We start from the raw sequence: 16,350 nt of genomic DNA on the forward strand, positions 1-16,350 counted from the left end.
ATTACTTTTGCAGGTGCTTTGATATTTGCCCCTACAAGCATTAAGTCAATTTCACAACTGCCCGGGTTTGAAGCGTAGTTTTTATCTTTGCTACGTATATTTCGTGTAATCTGGTCATACGATAATTTAAGTTTATATTTGCCTACGGGTAGATCACAGGAAAATTTACCATCCACATCCGTTGTTGCACGGGCAATAATGATGCTACCAGGGTCACCTTCCAAACCAATAGGAACGCCATTAATAGGTTCGCCAATTGTATTTTGTGCAAAAACTATATTTGCCGGGAATGCGCATACTGTAAATAAAATCAGCAAAGGAAGCTTTATGAATATTTTTATTTTCGAATTCATATAATTAGTCTCCAATTATTAATTTCTATTTAATGTCTGTTACAATTCCATAGGATAATTCTTATTCTAATGGAAGTAATACTTGAGAACTTAGACAGGGAACGAAGGATTTATTTATTTGCTAATTATATCTCCTTATATAAATAGTATTCAATTTGTTTTACCAGAATTTTGTTCGAATTTATATATGATAGCCAGCCGTTACAATAGCAAACAAGCGTACGGTATGTATTGGTAAGTGAACGGTATGAATAAAGAATTAATCGGTAAGTGAAGAAAGAGAACCTGACTCTGGAATAGAAATTTTATAAAGTGGCGGTGGGAGAGAAATAATTACTTCTGTTCCGTGTGCATTGTTATCGCGGTTACCTAAATCTTCAAACATGATCGGTTTAGGAAGCTGCATTTTTGTGCTTAGCAATCTGAGACGTTCTTCAATAATTTGTATCCCTTTTGAAATGTGATCTTCTCTTTTATTCTTCTTTGCTTCTTTAATTCCTATTCCATTATCGGTAACTTTAATTATTAATGATCTGCAGATTATTGAATCAATATCTACATTTTCAAATGAAAATGAAATTGTTACTAGTCCTCTACTACCGGAATTAATTATTCCATGCCAAAGAGTATTTTCCACAAACGGTTGGATGATCATATTCGGTATCATTATAGAATTGGTTTTAACATCTGTTCCGGTAATAATCTCATAAGAAAAACTTTCCTGAAATCTTAGCTTTTCAAGATCGAGATAAAGTTTAAGCCGGTTAATTTCTTCTGATAAAAGAATAAATCCGCTTCCTGCTGTATCAAGATTTTTTCTGATTAGCTTAGCCATCATCGCTATATAATCATTTGCCTCTTCATTTCTCTGGCAGTTGATGAGGTACTGTACTGAGTTGAGTGAGTTAAAAATAAAATGCGGGTTCATCATTGCAGATAAAGCCTGATGTTTTAGATCATTTATTCTTTCTGTAAGTATTAACTCTTCACCAATCTTTTTATTATTCAGCTTCAAGCGCCAAACTATTATAAAGACAGATAGACATACCAATATTGATATAATCAAAAGGTCAAACCAGATCGTTTCAATGAATCGGGGCAATACACGGAAGGAAAGAAAATATGGTTTACTCCAATCAGCATTCTGAGTTTTAGCCATAATTTGCAGCTCATATTTCCCATTCGCAAGAGAAATGAAATCCAGGAAATCATGATCAGTTTCCTTCCACTCACCATTTAAATTATATTTATATCTTACTGAACTCGGCGAAGAAAAGCTTAACGCTTTAAAGTCTATGTAAACATCACGTTGATCCGGTTTAAAAACTAAATTGTTATAGTTTGTATAAACCGAATCACCTGCTTTTATGCTGATTATTTTTACATTGAGTGAAGGAGAAATATAGCTGTCAAATAAATTTATGTCTAGAAAAGAGATCCCGCTACTTGTGCCGATGTACAGATAGTTTTTTCCCTCATCATAAAAAAGAGAGTATACTTCATTCGATGGAAGACCTGTTTGCCTGTTAAGATGTTTGATTGAATTCCCGTCAAATAAATAAAGTCCCTTCATGTTTCCAATCCAAATCCTGTTCTTGTTATCAGATACAATAGAAGTAGAGGATGATAAGTCATACCCATTTATTTTTGTGTAAGTTTTAATCGAATCATTTTTGAGGTTATAGTGTGTAATCCCTTTTTCGCCGGCAAACCAGACATTATTTTTATTATCCTGAATGATTGAATTTATTCTTGAGTTCAGAACCGGATTAGAGGGGAAAAAAGATTTCTTCCATCCTGCCTTTCCCGATTTATCGGGAGGGTTGGATAATTTGCATAATCCAAGACTTGTGCCTATCCAGATATTCTTTTGTGTATCCTCAAAAATTTCGTTAACACGGTTTAGACTAATGCTATCTCCAAAAATATAGAACTGGTAATGTTGATCCTTCTTATTGTTAAGATATCTTTGAACTCTTATGGAATTTCCCCCTGTTCCGAACAAATAAAGTCCGTCGCCAGTCTTACTAAAAGATGGCGAATTGAACATATAAAATTTTATTCCCTTGTAAGAAATATTCTTTATTAGATTTCCGCCAAACGCACCGCAGATATAAAAATCATTATTAACATTTTTAATATTGTAGATATATTCCGTTAACGTTTTTCCCGAATTGTTCTTGATTTGGTTGAATCTTCCGTTATCTAAAATATTAATACCATTAAAAGTACCAATCAATAATTTACCAGATTTTTCTTTAACAACTGAATAAACATTATTATTACTCAATCCGTCTTTTTCATTGTAGCTTCTTAGATAAAGATTATTTATACAATAAACGCCTTTGCCGTATGTGCTTATCCAAATATTCCCTTCATTATCTTCAAGGTAATTATTTACAAGCGTATTCTGCAGATCCATTTTTCTTCCGATATCAATAATTTTATCTGAACCGTTCGGAATTAAAAAGAAACCTCTGTTCATAATCGAAAACCAAATATTATTACTTTTGTCTCTTAGGATGGAAATAACATCATTATTGCCGGCATAGAGATCTATTCTATATATTTTAATTACAATGTTGTTTTTTACCTTATAGATAATCCCTTTAGTGCCAATAAAGTAACTGCCTTCATCACCGTCAGTAAGACAATAAACAGCCGTATCAGGTAAGCCGGTAATTCTCAATTTGGTTAATTTGTTGTTTTTGAAATTGAATAACCCGGTTGTGGTTAAAGCAATTACTTCAGAACTTAATAATTTTTCTAATTTAATTATTTGAACGGGATAGGGGTTAATAATGTAATTAGAAAAGCCGGAAGGTATTTTTTCGTTGATAACATTTATTCCTTCATAACTACGATAGGCGTATAATTTTTTCTGGTAATTACCTGAAGGGATAAGTAACAAATATGATATAGCAAAACTTTTCCCGTCAATTTCACTGCAATAGTTTTCGATCCGGCCGTTTCTTAAAACATTAATCCCTTTTTCATAATTACCGATATACAATTCGCCATTTTTCCCTTCCACAAGAGATATGATCGAATTGGAATTAAGACCGTCATTTGTTCTGAACGTAGTAAAGCGTTTTCCGTCAAATTTGCTCATTCCGTTTAATGTAGCGAACCAGATAAAACCATTTCTATCCTGAATGATATTAAAAACAGTTGAAGAAGCAAGCCCGTCGGAGGAAGTGTAATGATAAAAAGAAGGTGTCTGTGAATAAAGTTGGGTATACTGAAGAAAACTGAATACGATAAGTATTAAAAATTTTTTTAACATATTCAAACAGCATTTAGCACTGCTTTTATTTTTTGAATAAATTCCGGAACTCTGCGGCGCGATATCTCAATCTTGCTTCCGTCTGTCATCGTAATAAAGCTTCCGCTGATGTTTGAATAATCTTTAATATACTTAAGATTGATAATATGCGATTTGTGAATTCTGAAAAATTTTTCTTTTGGTATGGTATCTTCAAAATCTTTTAATGTACGGGAAACGATTGTATTCTTTCCATCCTTAAAAATTACTTTTGTATAACATCCTTCAGCTTCGAGACGGATTATATCATCAATTTCCAATACATTAAATCCATGAGATGCAGGAAGAACTAATTTATCTGTTTCATGAACATTCTCGGCTTTTATCTTTTTATTCTTAATCAATAAAAGTTTTTTAACTGTCTGTTTAAGCTCCTTGATATTTACCGGTTTAAGTAGATAATCTGCGGCTCCAGCTTTAACGGCATTGATTCCAAATTCCTCATGAGCACTGACGAATACAACCATAAAGTTCAGTTCATCGTATTCATCAAGAAAATCAAATCCGTCGAGTACTGGCATATTAATATCGAGAAACACTACATCGGGCTTATGAACATTTACGAGATCCTTTGCACTAACCACGGAATCCGCACATCCTAGGATTTCAATTTCATGACAATAATTTTCAATAATCTTTTTAAGGTTCTCCCGCCCATGAAGTTCATCATCAACTATTATTGCTGTTAGCTTATTAAATACATTTTGTGGATTCATGACTCACTACTTTAATTTACTATGTAACCTGAAATTGTTCAGGCACAATTAACTTTCGTTAAATAGATAAGTCGTTAATATTTGGGTGATATTACACTTCCATAATTTCTTTTTCTTTATGCTTTATAATCTCATCAACCATTGTAATATGTTCATCCGTAAGCTTCTGCGTTTCTTTTTCAGCTTCTTTTAATTCATCTTCGGTCATCTTTTTTTCTTTTTCCATTTTTTTAAGATGATCATTTGCATCGCGGCGTACATTTCTTAAAGCGACTTTTGCTTCTTCACCAAATTTCTTAACCAATTTTACAAGATCTTTTCTTCGTTCTTCGGTTAACAGTGGTATGGGGATCTTAAGATTAGTTCCATCACTTATTGGATTTAATCCAAGGTCTGATGCAATAATAGCTTTATCAATCGCCTGCACCATTGATTTATCCCATGGAGTAATTGAAATTGTGTGTGCATCAAGTACAGAGACATTACCGACTTGATTGAGAGGACTCATTGTTCCGTAATAATCTACTTTTATACCGTCGAGTAATGCAGTTGTAGCTTTGCCTGTTCTAATTTTTGCAATTTCAGCTCTGAATGCTTCAACACTTTTATCCATCCGATGGCGAGCATCTTTTATTTGTGGATGGTTTAACATAGGACCTCACAAATTTTAGTTCTTAATAGTTTACGCCAAATTTCTAACCGATGTTCCAATATTTTCTCCCGTAACAACTTTTAAAAGATTACCGGGTTTATCCATATTAAATATTATTATCGGTAAATTATTTTCTTTACATAAACTGATTGCCGTTAAATCCATAACACGAAGATTTTTTTGGAGAACATCAATGTAAGAGATTTCTTCAAAGCGAAATGCATCCGGATTTTTTTCCGGATCAGAATCGAATACACCATCAACACGCGTTCCTTTCAATATTGCATCGGCTTCAATCTCAACAGCTCTTAATGAAGCGGCTGTATCAGTACTGAAATATGGATGACCAGTTCCTGCTCCAAGGATTACCACTCTTCCCTTTTCAAGATGTCTTATAGCTCTGCGCCTGATATAAGGTTCTGCAATAGCTTCCATATTAATTGCGGTCATCAAACGAGTGTACATTCCTTTATTCTCACAAGCATTTTGCAAAGCAAGTGAATTGATCATCGTTGCCAGCATTCCCATATGATCACCTGTTACACGGTCAATACCTTGACCGTTGGCATTTAATCCGCGATATATATTTCCGCCTCCGATTACAATCCCTACTTGAACTCCGAGTGAATGAATTGTTTTTATTTCATCAGAAAAGAAATCCAAGATTTTGGGTTCGATTCCAAATTCGTTCTCGCCAGCCAGAGATTCTCCGCTGAGCTTTAGTAATATTCTTTTGTATTTAAGTTTAGTAGTCATAAATCGTTTCCAATATAAAAAAAAAGGTCTTATTTAGAAATAAGACCTTTTTCCGAATTACTTTTTCTCATCGCTGAGGTGAAATCTTCTGAATTTAATCAGTTTCACTTGCGCTGAGTTTGTTTTATTAAACTCTTCAATTAATCCGCCGATCTTTTTCGTATTATCTTTTACAAACGCTTGTTCAAAAAGACAATTCTCTTCGTAGAATTTATTTAGTTTACCAAGAGCAATTTTTTCTAGAATCTGTTCTGGTTTACCTTCTTTACGCGCAAGCTCTTTGTAAATCTCAACTTCTTTTTCAATTAGAGTTTTATCAACTTCATCACGATATATTGATAATGGTCGCATAGCGGCAACTTGCATTGCAATGTCTTTTAAGACCGGTTCGAATACATTTGTTTTATCAGAAGGAACATTCTCTGCCTCAATAAGAACACCAAGTTTTGAACCTGCATGAACATAATCTACAATTTCACCATTAGCAGTGCTATCAATTGCAAAACGTGATATTTCAATTTTCTCTCCGATTCTACCAATGATCGCATTTAATTCATCAGCAGCTTTCTTACCATCTTTCGACATTTCCGTCAGAGATGATACACTTGCAGGTTTATTATTAACAACAATATCCATAACAAAGTTTGTAAAATTCACAAAGTCATCACTTTTAGCAACGAAATCTGTTTCGCAATTCACTTCTAAGATCGCACCGGTTTTTCCATTATTGAAAACACGTGTTAAAACTATTCCTTCATTTGCAGTTCTTTCAGCTCGTTTTGCTGCAACAGATGCACCTTTTTTTCTTAATAGTTCAACTGCTTTTTCGAAGTCACCGTCAGCCTCTTCAAGAGCTTTCTTGCAATCCATCATCCCTGCACCGGTTTTTTCTCTTAATTCTTTTACCTGATTTGCACTTACTGCCATAATTTATTTACCTCAATAATTTTCTAAAAAACTTCATTAACATTTATTCTGTTTTTGTTTCGATGCTATCTTCTTTTTTCTCAACAGGTTTTACTTCCGGTTTATCTTCTTTCTTTTCAACATGTCTATCATCTCTTCTTGGAGCCGGTCTATTCGGTCTGTTGTCTCTCCTATCTCTGTGTTGCGGTCTCTTATCACCTTTTTCATCAATTTTTACTCTTCTTACTTTACCTTTTGCGTCTTTCTTTTCTACTTCTTGTTCTTCTTTATTTTCTTTTTTACTTTCTCTTTCAGCTGCTTCATGTGCTCTTAATTCTTTTGATTTTGCATTTCCTTCAATAACTGCGTCGGCAATTAATCGTGTAATTACTTCAACTGCACGTGATGCATCGTCATTAGCAGGAATGATATAATCAATAGGAGCAGGATCGCAGTTTGTATCTACGATTGCAAAAAGTGGAATGTTCAATCGTAACGCTTCATTAACTGCAATTGATTCTTTTTTAATATCAACTATGAATAAAGCTCCAGGCATTTTTGCAAGTGTTTCAACACCATCAAGAACTTTTCTTAGCTTATCTTTTTCTCTTGTTAGAACGAGGCGTTCCTTCTTTGTGATTTTTTCAAAAGTACCGTCGCTCTCCATCTTTTCAATATTTTGTAATCGTTTAATACTTTTACGAATTGTCTGAAAATTGGTTAGCATTCCGCCAAGCCATCTTTCGCTTACCCAGTTACTGTCTGAACGTTTTGCTTCTGCTGCAACTGTTCCTTTAGCTTGTTTTTTTGTGCCTACAAAAAGAACGCGTTTACCCTGAGATACAATCTCTGTCATAGCTTGAGCAGCTACTTCGATTGCCTCTTGTGTTTTCTTTAAATCAATTATATGAATACCATTCTTTTCCATAAAGATGTATGGTTTCATTTTAGGATTCCAGCGACGTGTTAAGTGACCGAAGTGTGCGCCTGATTCGATGAGTTCTGTGAGTTGGACTCTAGACATGATTTCTCCTGTTTTTCTTCTACCCTCTTCATCTTTGCCTTCCATCTCTTTTTAACGTGAGACACAGGGGGCAAATCCGAGAGTATGAATAATGTTAATTAAATAATTATCTCTTAGAGAATTGGAATCTTTTACGCGCTTTCTTTTGACCGTATTTTTTACGTTCAACCATTCTTGGATCTCTTTTCAAAAGACCTTCTGCTTTTAACGGAACTCTAAAATCTCCATTAATTTCTTCAAGCGCTCTTGAAATTCCAAGACGAATTGAATCTGATTGACCGGAAATACCGCCGCCGTTCACATTTGCAAAGACATCATATTTACCGAGGGTTTCTGTTGCAACAAAAGGAAGCATTAAATTATCTTGATGATCTTTACGCGAAAAAAACTTTTCAAATTCTTTGTCATTAACGGTTATCTTGCCGGAACCACTTCTTAAATAAACTCTGGCTACAGCATTTTTTCTTCTTCCAACAAAAATTTTATCTGTCATCAACTCTCTCCATTAAAGACTTATAACTTCTGGTTTTTGAGCGCTATGCGGATGTACATCACCTGCATACACTTTTAACTTCTTAATTAATTTTCTTCCTAGTTTTGTTTTGGGCAGCATACCTTTAACTGCATTTTCAAAAGCGAATTCCGGTTTCTTTTCCATCACTTCTGAAAAACTTCTAAATCTTGTACCACCCGGATACGTTGAGTGTGAAAAATAAGTTTTTTGAGTTTCTCTCTTACCGGTCATTCTAATTTTATCGGCATTAATAACGACTACAAAATCGCCTGTATCCATATTAGGTGTAAACTCTGGTTTATTTTTACCGCGAATTACTCTGGCTACTTTGGCTGCTAAACGACCTAAAATTTGATCTTTTGCATCAACCAAATACCATTTTTGATTGGCGTCTTCCGGTTTTATAAATCTTGTAATTCTTTCCTGCTTCAAAACTGCCTCCAAAAGCAAAATTCTATTTTTCAAAGGGTGTAAATATATTTCTATGAGGTTAGAATGTCAAGAAAAGGCGATTTTAAAATTCTCATCATTTTATGAACCAAACGACTTTATTAATACAAAAAGATAAATCTATTGTTAATAGTTTTATGTAAAAGCACCTCTTTTAATTAGATTTAATCGTAAAATTATGAGTTATTCATGAAAATTCTTGTTACTGGCGGCGCGGGATTCCTTGGTATTAACCTAATTCGCTTTCTGCTTCAAAAAAATTATGAAATAGTTTCTCTTGATATATCAGATTTCGATTATCCTGATGTGAAAAACAAAATCAAAATTATCAAAGGTGATATCCGTAATAAGGTAACAGTGGAATCAGCATTACAAAATGTGGATATAGTTATTCATACTGCAGCTGCGCTACCGCTTTACTCTCCAGAAGAAATTTATACAACCGATGTCCAAGGAACCCACACACTTCTTCATGAAGCATTCATGAAAAATGTTAAACGATTTATTCACGTTTCCTCTACCGCTGTTTACGGAATACCTAATCATCATCCGCTTTATGAAAACGATAAGCTCGATGGCGTTGGTCCGTACGGTAAAGCAAAAATTGAAGCGGAAAATCTTTGTCTAGAATTCAGAAAGAAAAATATGTGTGTGCCTATCCTTCGTCCAAAATCTTTTATCGGTCCTGAACGGCTTGGTGTCTTTGCGCTTTTTTATGATTGGGCAAAAGACAGAAAGAATTTTCCTATGATCGGAAATGGAAATAACCGTTATCAATTGCTTGATGTAGAAGATCTCTGCGAAGCAATTTATAATTGCATAACTCTACCGGAAAAAATTGTAAACGATACTTTCAACATTGGCGCAAAAGAATTCACAACTATGAAGGAAGATTATCAAACTGTTTTAGACTTTGCAGGATTCGGGAAAAAAATTATTGGACTTCCAGAAAAACCAATCATACTAACATTAAAATTATTCGAAGTACTAAAAATTTCGCCACTTTACAAATGGGTTTACGAAACTGCATCCAAGGATTCATTTGTTTCAATAGAAAAAGCAGAAAAGATTTTAGGATTCGCACCAAAATATTCAAATAAAGATGCGCTCATAAGAAATTATAAATGGTATCTGGAAAATTTGAATTCCTTTAAAGACCAATCCGGTATTAGCCACCGTGTTCCTTGGAAGCAAGGAATACTTTCTATAGCAAAAAAATTCTTCTAGTTTCTGCAAACTATGTACCGTAAACTATGATTAATGTTCAGATAATTTTATATTTGCACCGAAAAATAAATTAACAAAGGAAAGACAATGCCGACAAAGAAGGATTTCTTAAAAGAAACTATTCAACACTTCGATATAAAAGAACACAACGTTATTAAGTTGGTTGATTCGATGGAGAAGATGGCTTTTAGCGCACGCGACCTTAATCGTGCGGCTCAAATCTATGATAAGATGCTTCGTGATAAAGATTGCGCTGTTATTTTAACTCTTGCAGGAAGTTTATTCAGTGCAGGATTAAAAAGAGTTGTTTACGATCTGATTACAAACAACATGATTGATGCAATTGTATCAACCGGTGCAATAATGGTTGATCAAGATTTTTTTGAAGCGCTCGGATTCAAACATTACATCGGTACACCTTTCGTTGATGATAATGTTATGCGCGATCTTCACATTGATAGAATTTATGATACGTTTATTGACGAAGATGAACTCCGCATTTGTGATGACACCACAGCAAAGATTTTTGATTCACTTGAGCCGAGACCATATTCTTCAAGAGAACTTCTCTGGAATTTTGGTAAATACCTTGATGAAAGCGGCGGACCAAAAGTTGATGACAGTGTTATCTACGCTGCATACAAACATAATGTCCCGATCTTTGTTCCCGCATTCTCTGATTGCTCGGCAGGATTTGGAATAATTGTTCACCAAACAAAAAATCCGGAGAAACATCTTTCATTCGATTCCGGAAAAGATTTTCTTGAACTCACTCAAATAAAATTAAACAGTAAAGAATCCGGAATCTTTATGATTGGCGGCGGTGTTCCCAAAAACTTTACACAAGATATTGTTGTTGCTGCAGAAATACTTCAAGAGAATGCACCAATGCATAAATATGCTGTTCAAATTACAGTTGCAGATGTTCGTGACGGCGCTCTTTCATCATCTACACTTAAAGAAGCAAGTTCATGGGGAAAAGTTGAAACTACTTATGAACAGATGGTTTATTCGGAAGCGACAATTGCAATGCCTTTAATTGCCGGTTATGCTTATCATAAAGGTGCATGGAAGAATAGAGCTAAAAAAGAATTTCAAAAATTATTTACTAAAAAAGTTAATGTTTAACCTTCACTAAAATTCCCTCTCCTTAGTAAGGAGAGGGACTAAGGCTTGCCCGCCGTTTTTTAAGGCGGGGTGGAGGTCAAAAAAAACCCGATTGCTTAGATCGGGTTTTTTTATTTACGGAAATCTGATACTGCAAATTATTTCATCAATATCATTTTTTTAGATTCGTTATAATTTCCGGTAGTTAATTTATAAATATAAACTCCGCTTGCTAACATCGAAGCATTGAAATCAACTTTATGATTGCCTGCTTCAACCTTTCCATTAACCAAAGTAGCAACTAACTTTCCAAGTACATCATAAACTTGGAGCTTAACATTGCTAACAGCTGAAAGCTGATAACTGATAACTGTTGTTGGATTAAAAGGATTTGGGTAATTCTGTTCAAGCTGAAAACTTGTAGGAAGATTATTTTCATTTTCAATTCCAGTTTGAATATAATTTGTTCCAACAAATGCACCGCGTCCGTGCGTTGCCGCAACAACAGTTCCATCAGATTTTCTTGATGTAATATATTCCACCACAACATTACCAATTACGTTTGATCCTTCTTGTGCCCACAACGTACTACTACCGTTCAATAGAGTTGTAGAATAAACTCCGGTACTCGTTCCTATTAAATAAACTTTGCCGGAAGTGGAACTAGTAGTTGGAAGAATTGTTGCTGAACGAACAGAGGGACCAGTCGGCCCGCTTAAATTTCCTTCTACATCAGACCAACTTGCACCGCCGTCATTTGTGTACCATAAACTTTTAACATTGTAATTTGATAATACTACTAAAACTTCATTTGCATTATCGGAGTTGATTGCAATTCCATGAATATAAGAACCATTAGGAACACCCCCTGCTATATTTAGTGCAGGAAAATTTGATGGTGTAATTTCAGTTGCAGTGGTTGAAGTTTTAGAATTACTCATCTTATAAATTTTAGGTTGACTAGATGTTGATGAAGCCGCTAAATAAAGAATGTTTTGTGTTCTTGAAACTGCTAAAGTAGAAAAGGAATATCCTGCACCAATTTGTAGATCAATAGATTTCCAACCTTGTGAAGTTTTATTCTGATAAAGTGGGATTGTTGACAAAGAACTATCCCTCCATAAAATGTTTCCTGCAATGTAATACATGAAATTTTCATCGCTTGGATCAACAGCAAACGGATTAACAAATTTCATTCCTGTTGCCGCCACAGGAGTTATTTCCGACCAATTACTTGTGTTAATATCACCAGTATAGTAGGTTCCGAATCGGTAAACTGAGCCGTTTTGTGTAGAGCCATAAGAATAAGAATAATAGTTAAAAACTTGAGAACCTATATATGAATAAGAACCGTCGCCCGTAGTCACATCAATTGAGCTGCTTGCGGTAGTTCCGTCCCATCTAAAAAATGGTGAACCGTTATCCTGTGTTCCACCGAAGATACGTGTATCACCGAAAGTTGCTGAAATTGCCATTGTATAATATTGTGTAACATTATAATGATTATCCATATTAACCCAAGGAAAGAATGTTGGATAGTTTGTTGTTGTTGCATCAGAGTAATAACTAATTCCTCCATCATGACCCACCCAAATTTGGTTTGGATTATTCTGATCAAATACTATAGTATGTATATCGGGATGTAAACCCGGATAGAAAAAGCTTGATATATAACCATAGCCTCCAATCCAATTTATTTTTGGATCGTTTGTCGGGGAGATTAGTTTTGTAGCAAAACCATCAAGTGATCTGAATAAATTAGTACCTCCAATAAAAACAATATTTTCATTTTGCGGATGAACAGCTATTGCCATGTTGTAATCGCCTTGTGTGTCAAAATATCCTTTGCTATTAGTAGATGTAAAATCGGGAAGATTAGCTGACAAATCAGTAGAGACACCTGTAGAAATATTTATTTTAAATAACCGAACATCGTCTTTACTTGGTGAGCCAATTGGAATACCTGTGTTTGTTAAACTAAAAAACAAATTTGGATTTGATGTGCTGAATGACATTACAGATCTGGAAAAAGATGTCGGAAAATCAACCGGAGTTATACTTGACCAATTTAATCCATCATCTGTTGATTTAAATAATCCCGGTACTGTTAGATTAGTTCCTGAAGAATTTAGTTGCGATAAATAACTAACCATCACACCATTTTTATTAATTATCAAATCTGTATAATAGTGATCATTCAATTGTCCCCGATTAATCGTCCAAGTAGATCCTCCATCAGTTGATTTGAGAATAGCACCAGCATTTGAACATACAAATACATTTCCAGTCGGACTAACAACTACTTTTGAAGCATAAGAGAAATAACTATTCCAGCTTGTACTGCTTGGGTTATAAAGAGAATTAGCATATTGTATTAAATTCCATGTCTCTCCGTTATCTGTTGATTTATAAAATCCGCCGCCGTAAAAACTAGCATTGCCACCCCGAGATCTTGCACTGTTTCCGTCAAACTCTCCGCCGACAGCATACCAATAAGTTTGAAAACTCGGTCTTGGATCTTGAGCAATTGATGTTACACTTAAGATACCAGTCTTACTGCTTTTAGAATACCATGTCGCTCCTTTGTCTGTAGATTTCCAAATTCCTCCGGAAACACCAGCAGCGATAACATTATTACTACTTGCTATATCTATAGCAATGGTGCGTGTTCTTCCGCCAACATCGAAAGGACCGGCTTCTTTCCAATTAAATGCCAGAGCATTTAATCCTTTCATTAATCTCTCTTCCGATTTGGGTATTTTAGAAGCAAATGCAATTTCCTTTTCACGAATATTTTCCGGAATTGAATTTGTTCTTGGATCTCTGAGAAGCATAAAGAAGTATTCGTTTCTCTCTATTGCAGTTTGTTTTTTCTTTTCCAGAGACTCTTCATTTTCTCCTTCGCTTCTTATAAAGGAGGAATTAGATTCATAGTTATATGATTTAAATATCAGTAGGGAAATTCCAAATGATATAACTAAAACAAAAAGAGAAATTCTTTTCAACATAATTTATTTCCTTGTTTTATTATTTCGAGATCTCTAAATTATTTTGAAACTGTCACTCTGAACGAAGTGAAGAGTCTCTTTACGTTCCAAAATTGAGATGTTTCTCCCGATGAATCGGGATCAACATGACAATTGTTAATTTCTCAGAGGTCTCATTTCATTAATTGAGAAACGGTCCAAACAGAATTTTGTTCACTTTCCATTTTCATTTTAGGTTGTTTTATTTCAACTTGAAATTCGGTCCCTTTCTTAAGAGATTTTAATTCGATCAACCGTTTAGCCATTTGCAATTTCATACCGGCATTAGGTGCAATTTCTTCAGTTGCAGAACCATAGCCAAGAACTGATTTTACATTTACATCTATTAAATAGACATCACCGCTTTCTGCAAAACTATTCATTGTACACACAACTATTGCAGAACCGGGAGGAATATCTTCACCAATAGGTTTTCTTATTTGTGCGGATTGCTCTGATGATGAACATTTATAAAAAAGGAAAGAAGAAACGATTAGAACAATGAAAATAAACGGAGTGAACTTTTTCATGATCCGCCCTTATTTAAATTTTTTATTTAGGAATGAATAAATCACTAAACGCTTTCTTTGTTTTCTCAGACTAATAGTAAGATAAAAAAATAATTTTACAAATAAACCTTATTTCAAAATTTTTATTATTTTAAAATGGAAGAGGTTGTCTTAAAAAATCAGATTGGCCGTCATTGCGAGAAATGAAAAGACGAAGCAATCTAGATTTAATCGTAAAGACTTAACTTTCGTTAGCTTCACTCACAAAGACAAATTTTAGAATTTTTCAGAAGTTTCTAATCACATTATAGATGATTAATTACTTCTGCTGTTGGAAAACTCAAATAGAAATTTCTCGTTTCCCATTAAATCTTTCAACGTCATTTTATCCACCACGGAATCAACAGAGTCCTGGATTAATTTCCATAATGAACGGACAGAACAATCAATTGAGTTAGTGCAAATATCCATTGCGCCGGTATGTGTATTGCAAAACTCATCATCAAACAATCTTCCGCCCAATACTTTAAGAATATTACCAACAGATATCTGTTCCGGCGGACGGGTTAAAGTGTAACCACCAATTTGTCCTCGTGAACTTTCCAATAATCCGCCAATACGAAGTACGCGTAAAATTTTGCCGGCGTTGTGTTCTGTTATTCCTTCTGCTCTGCTTATCTCCGGAATAGTAAAAGATTTTTCCACAGTATAAAATTTTGCTATACGGAGTAAACATCTTAAACCATATTCTTCTTGAGAAGTGAATTTCATTTTAGTTCTCGTTCAATGGAATTTTGCTTCCGCACGTTTTTGCATGAATTAATTTATCGTACATCTCTTTAGAAATTGAAGGACCTTGCGCAGAACAATATTGTTGAAATACTTTTTGAAGTTCTTCTGCAATCTCTTCAGAATATCTTCCTTCAATTTGATGACGTTGCATTGTGTAAACTAATTCACCATTCTTATAAAGCGCCATAAACGGTGATGACGGCGGTAAACTTTTTAAATAATTATTCCGGAAATGATCAACTGCATCGCGATCCTGTCCTGCAAACACAGTAATAATTTTATCCGGTATAATATTATTCTGTAAAGCTAAAGCTGCACCGGGACGGGCGCTTCCTGCAGCGCAACCGCAAACAGAATTGATCATTACAAATACTGTTTTATCATTTTGTTGTTTAAGATAGCTGTCAACTTTTTCGGGAGTTGTTGCTTCTTCAAAACCTACGTAAAGCAATTCATCTCTCATTGGCTGAACTGCTTCCGAATCATAAATTGGTGCTTTCTGATTTATGGTGAACATATTTGTTTCCTTTCTATTGTTTTCATTGTCATTCTGAATGAGTGAAACGAATGAAGAATCTCAGACTCTTCTCCCGACAAGTCGGGATCAGAGTGACAAATAAATTTTTATAAAAAACCTAATTGCAATTTTGCTTCTTCAGTCATTTTTTCCATACTCCAAGCCGGTTCCCAAACCAAATCAACATAAACATCTTTAACGCCTTTAACACTTTTCACTTTTTCTTTTACTTCACCGAGTAAACTTCCTGCAACAGGACAAGCTGGAGAAGTCAAAGTCATTTTAATATATGTATTCCCTTCGTCATCAATCTTGATTCCGTATATCAATCCTAATTCCCAAATATCAACCGGAATTTCCGGATCGAAACAAGTTCTGAGAGCATCAACTACAGCTTGTTCTAATTTTACTTTATCTACCATGTTAGTCCTCGACCACCCCCTTTAATTCCCCCTCCTTAACTAAGGAGGGGGACA

16 protein-coding genes are annotated in these 16,350 nt (G+C 34.6%); 2 read left to right on the forward strand and 14 right to left on the reverse strand.

Going from position 1 to position 16,350, the window contains the following annotated elements; all coding sequences use genetic code 11:
• The 9 genes from NTZ27_12585 to rplM form a co-directional block, all read right to left on the reverse strand.
• The coding region (locus NTZ27_12585) for a hypothetical protein (GenBank protein ID MCX6175582.1) at positions 1 to 353 on the reverse strand (353 nt) is incomplete at its 3' end.
• 259 nt (positions 354 to 612) lie between these two features.
• The gene (locus NTZ27_12590; GenBank protein ID MCX6175583.1) at positions 613 to 3,639 is read right to left on the reverse strand and encodes a histidine kinase; all 3,027 of its coding nucleotides are present in this window, start codon (positions 3,637 to 3,639) and stop codon (positions 613 to 615) included.
• A gap of 2 nt (positions 3,640 to 3,641) precedes the next feature.
• Positions 3,642 to 4,394: a LytTR family DNA-binding domain-containing protein gene (locus tag NTZ27_12595; protein ID MCX6175584.1), complete on the reverse strand. Its 753-nt coding sequence runs from the start codon at positions 4,392 to 4,394 to the stop codon at positions 3,642 to 3,644.
• A gap of 91 nt (positions 4,395 to 4,485) precedes the next feature.
• A complete protein-coding gene (gene frr / locus NTZ27_12600; GenBank protein ID MCX6175585.1) occupies positions 4,486 to 5,046 on the reverse strand; it encodes a ribosome recycling factor in 561 nt (186 codons plus the stop codon).
• A 30-nt stretch (positions 5,047 to 5,076) separates the two neighbouring features.
• The gene (gene pyrH / locus NTZ27_12605) at positions 5,077 to 5,802 is read right to left on the reverse strand and encodes a UMP kinase (GenBank protein ID MCX6175586.1); all 726 of its coding nucleotides are present in this window, start codon (positions 5,800 to 5,802) and stop codon (positions 5,077 to 5,079) included.
• A 57-nt stretch (positions 5,803 to 5,859) separates the two neighbouring features.
• Entirely contained in the window at positions 5,860 to 6,729 is an 870-nt protein-coding gene (tsf, locus tag NTZ27_12610; GenBank protein ID MCX6175587.1) for a translation elongation factor Ts, read from the reverse strand.
• Between the two features lie 43 nt (positions 6,730 to 6,772).
• Positions 6,773 to 7,732: a 30S ribosomal protein S2 gene (gene rpsB, locus NTZ27_12615; protein MCX6175588.1), complete on the reverse strand. Its 960-nt coding sequence runs from the start codon at positions 7,730 to 7,732 to the stop codon at positions 6,773 to 6,775.
• Positions 7,733 to 7,838: 106 nt separating this feature from the next.
• On the reverse strand, positions 7,839 to 8,225 hold the full coding sequence (gene rpsI / locus NTZ27_12620) for a 30S ribosomal protein S9 (GenBank protein MCX6175589.1): 387 nt from the start codon (positions 8,223 to 8,225) through the stop codon (positions 7,839 to 7,841).
• Between the two features lie 12 nt (positions 8,226 to 8,237).
• A complete protein-coding gene (rplM, locus tag NTZ27_12625) occupies positions 8,238 to 8,678 on the reverse strand; it encodes a 50S ribosomal protein L13 (GenBank protein ID MCX6175590.1) in 441 nt (146 codons plus the stop codon).
• Between the two features lie 207 nt (positions 8,679 to 8,885).
• On the opposite strand from rplM, the gene NTZ27_12630 reads away from it, so the two are divergent.
• Both NTZ27_12630 and NTZ27_12635 read left to right on the forward strand, forming a co-directional pair.
• Positions 8,886 to 9,923, forward strand: coding sequence for an NAD(P)-dependent oxidoreductase (locus tag NTZ27_12630; GenBank protein MCX6175591.1), 1,038 nt, complete (start codon positions 8,886 to 8,888; stop codon positions 9,921 to 9,923).
• Positions 9,924 to 10,010: 87 nt separating this feature from the next.
• Positions 10,011 to 11,051 (forward strand): deoxyhypusine synthase, encoded by a 1,041-nt coding sequence (locus NTZ27_12635; protein MCX6175592.1) that lies wholly within the window; start codon positions 10,011 to 10,013, stop codon positions 11,049 to 11,051.
• 137 nt (positions 11,052 to 11,188) lie between these two features.
• On the opposite strand, the gene NTZ27_12640 is transcribed toward NTZ27_12635, so the two are convergent.
• The 5 genes from NTZ27_12640 to NTZ27_12660 form a co-directional block, all read right to left on the reverse strand.
• Positions 11,189 to 14,038 (reverse strand): T9SS type A sorting domain-containing protein, encoded by a 2,850-nt coding sequence (locus tag NTZ27_12640; protein MCX6175593.1) that lies wholly within the window; start codon positions 14,036 to 14,038, stop codon positions 11,189 to 11,191.
• Between the two features lie 152 nt (positions 14,039 to 14,190).
• A complete protein-coding gene (locus tag NTZ27_12645; protein MCX6175594.1) occupies positions 14,191 to 14,586 on the reverse strand; it encodes a hypothetical protein in 396 nt (131 codons plus the stop codon).
• 294 nt (positions 14,587 to 14,880) lie between these two features.
• The gene (locus NTZ27_12650; GenBank protein ID MCX6175595.1) at positions 14,881 to 15,336 is read right to left on the reverse strand and encodes an Rrf2 family transcriptional regulator; all 456 of its coding nucleotides are present in this window, start codon (positions 15,334 to 15,336) and stop codon (positions 14,881 to 14,883) included.
• Position 15,337: 1 nt separating this feature from the next.
• Positions 15,338 to 15,874, reverse strand: a complete 537-nt coding sequence (locus NTZ27_12655) for a BrxA/BrxB family bacilliredoxin (protein ID MCX6175596.1) — start codon at positions 15,872 to 15,874, stop codon at positions 15,338 to 15,340.
• A gap of 107 nt (positions 15,875 to 15,981) precedes the next feature.
• Positions 15,982 to 16,296 carry a DUF59 domain-containing protein gene (locus tag NTZ27_12660; GenBank protein ID MCX6175597.1) on the reverse strand — a complete coding sequence of 105 codons (315 nt, stop codon included), beginning with the start codon at positions 16,294 to 16,296 and terminating at the stop codon, positions 15,982 to 15,984.
• Between the last annotated feature and the right edge of the window lie 54 nt (positions 16,297 to 16,350).

The organism is Ignavibacteriales bacterium (genome assembly GCA_026390775.1).
GTDB lineage: Bacteria > Bacteroidota > Ignavibacteria > Ignavibacteriales > Melioribacteraceae > Fen-1258.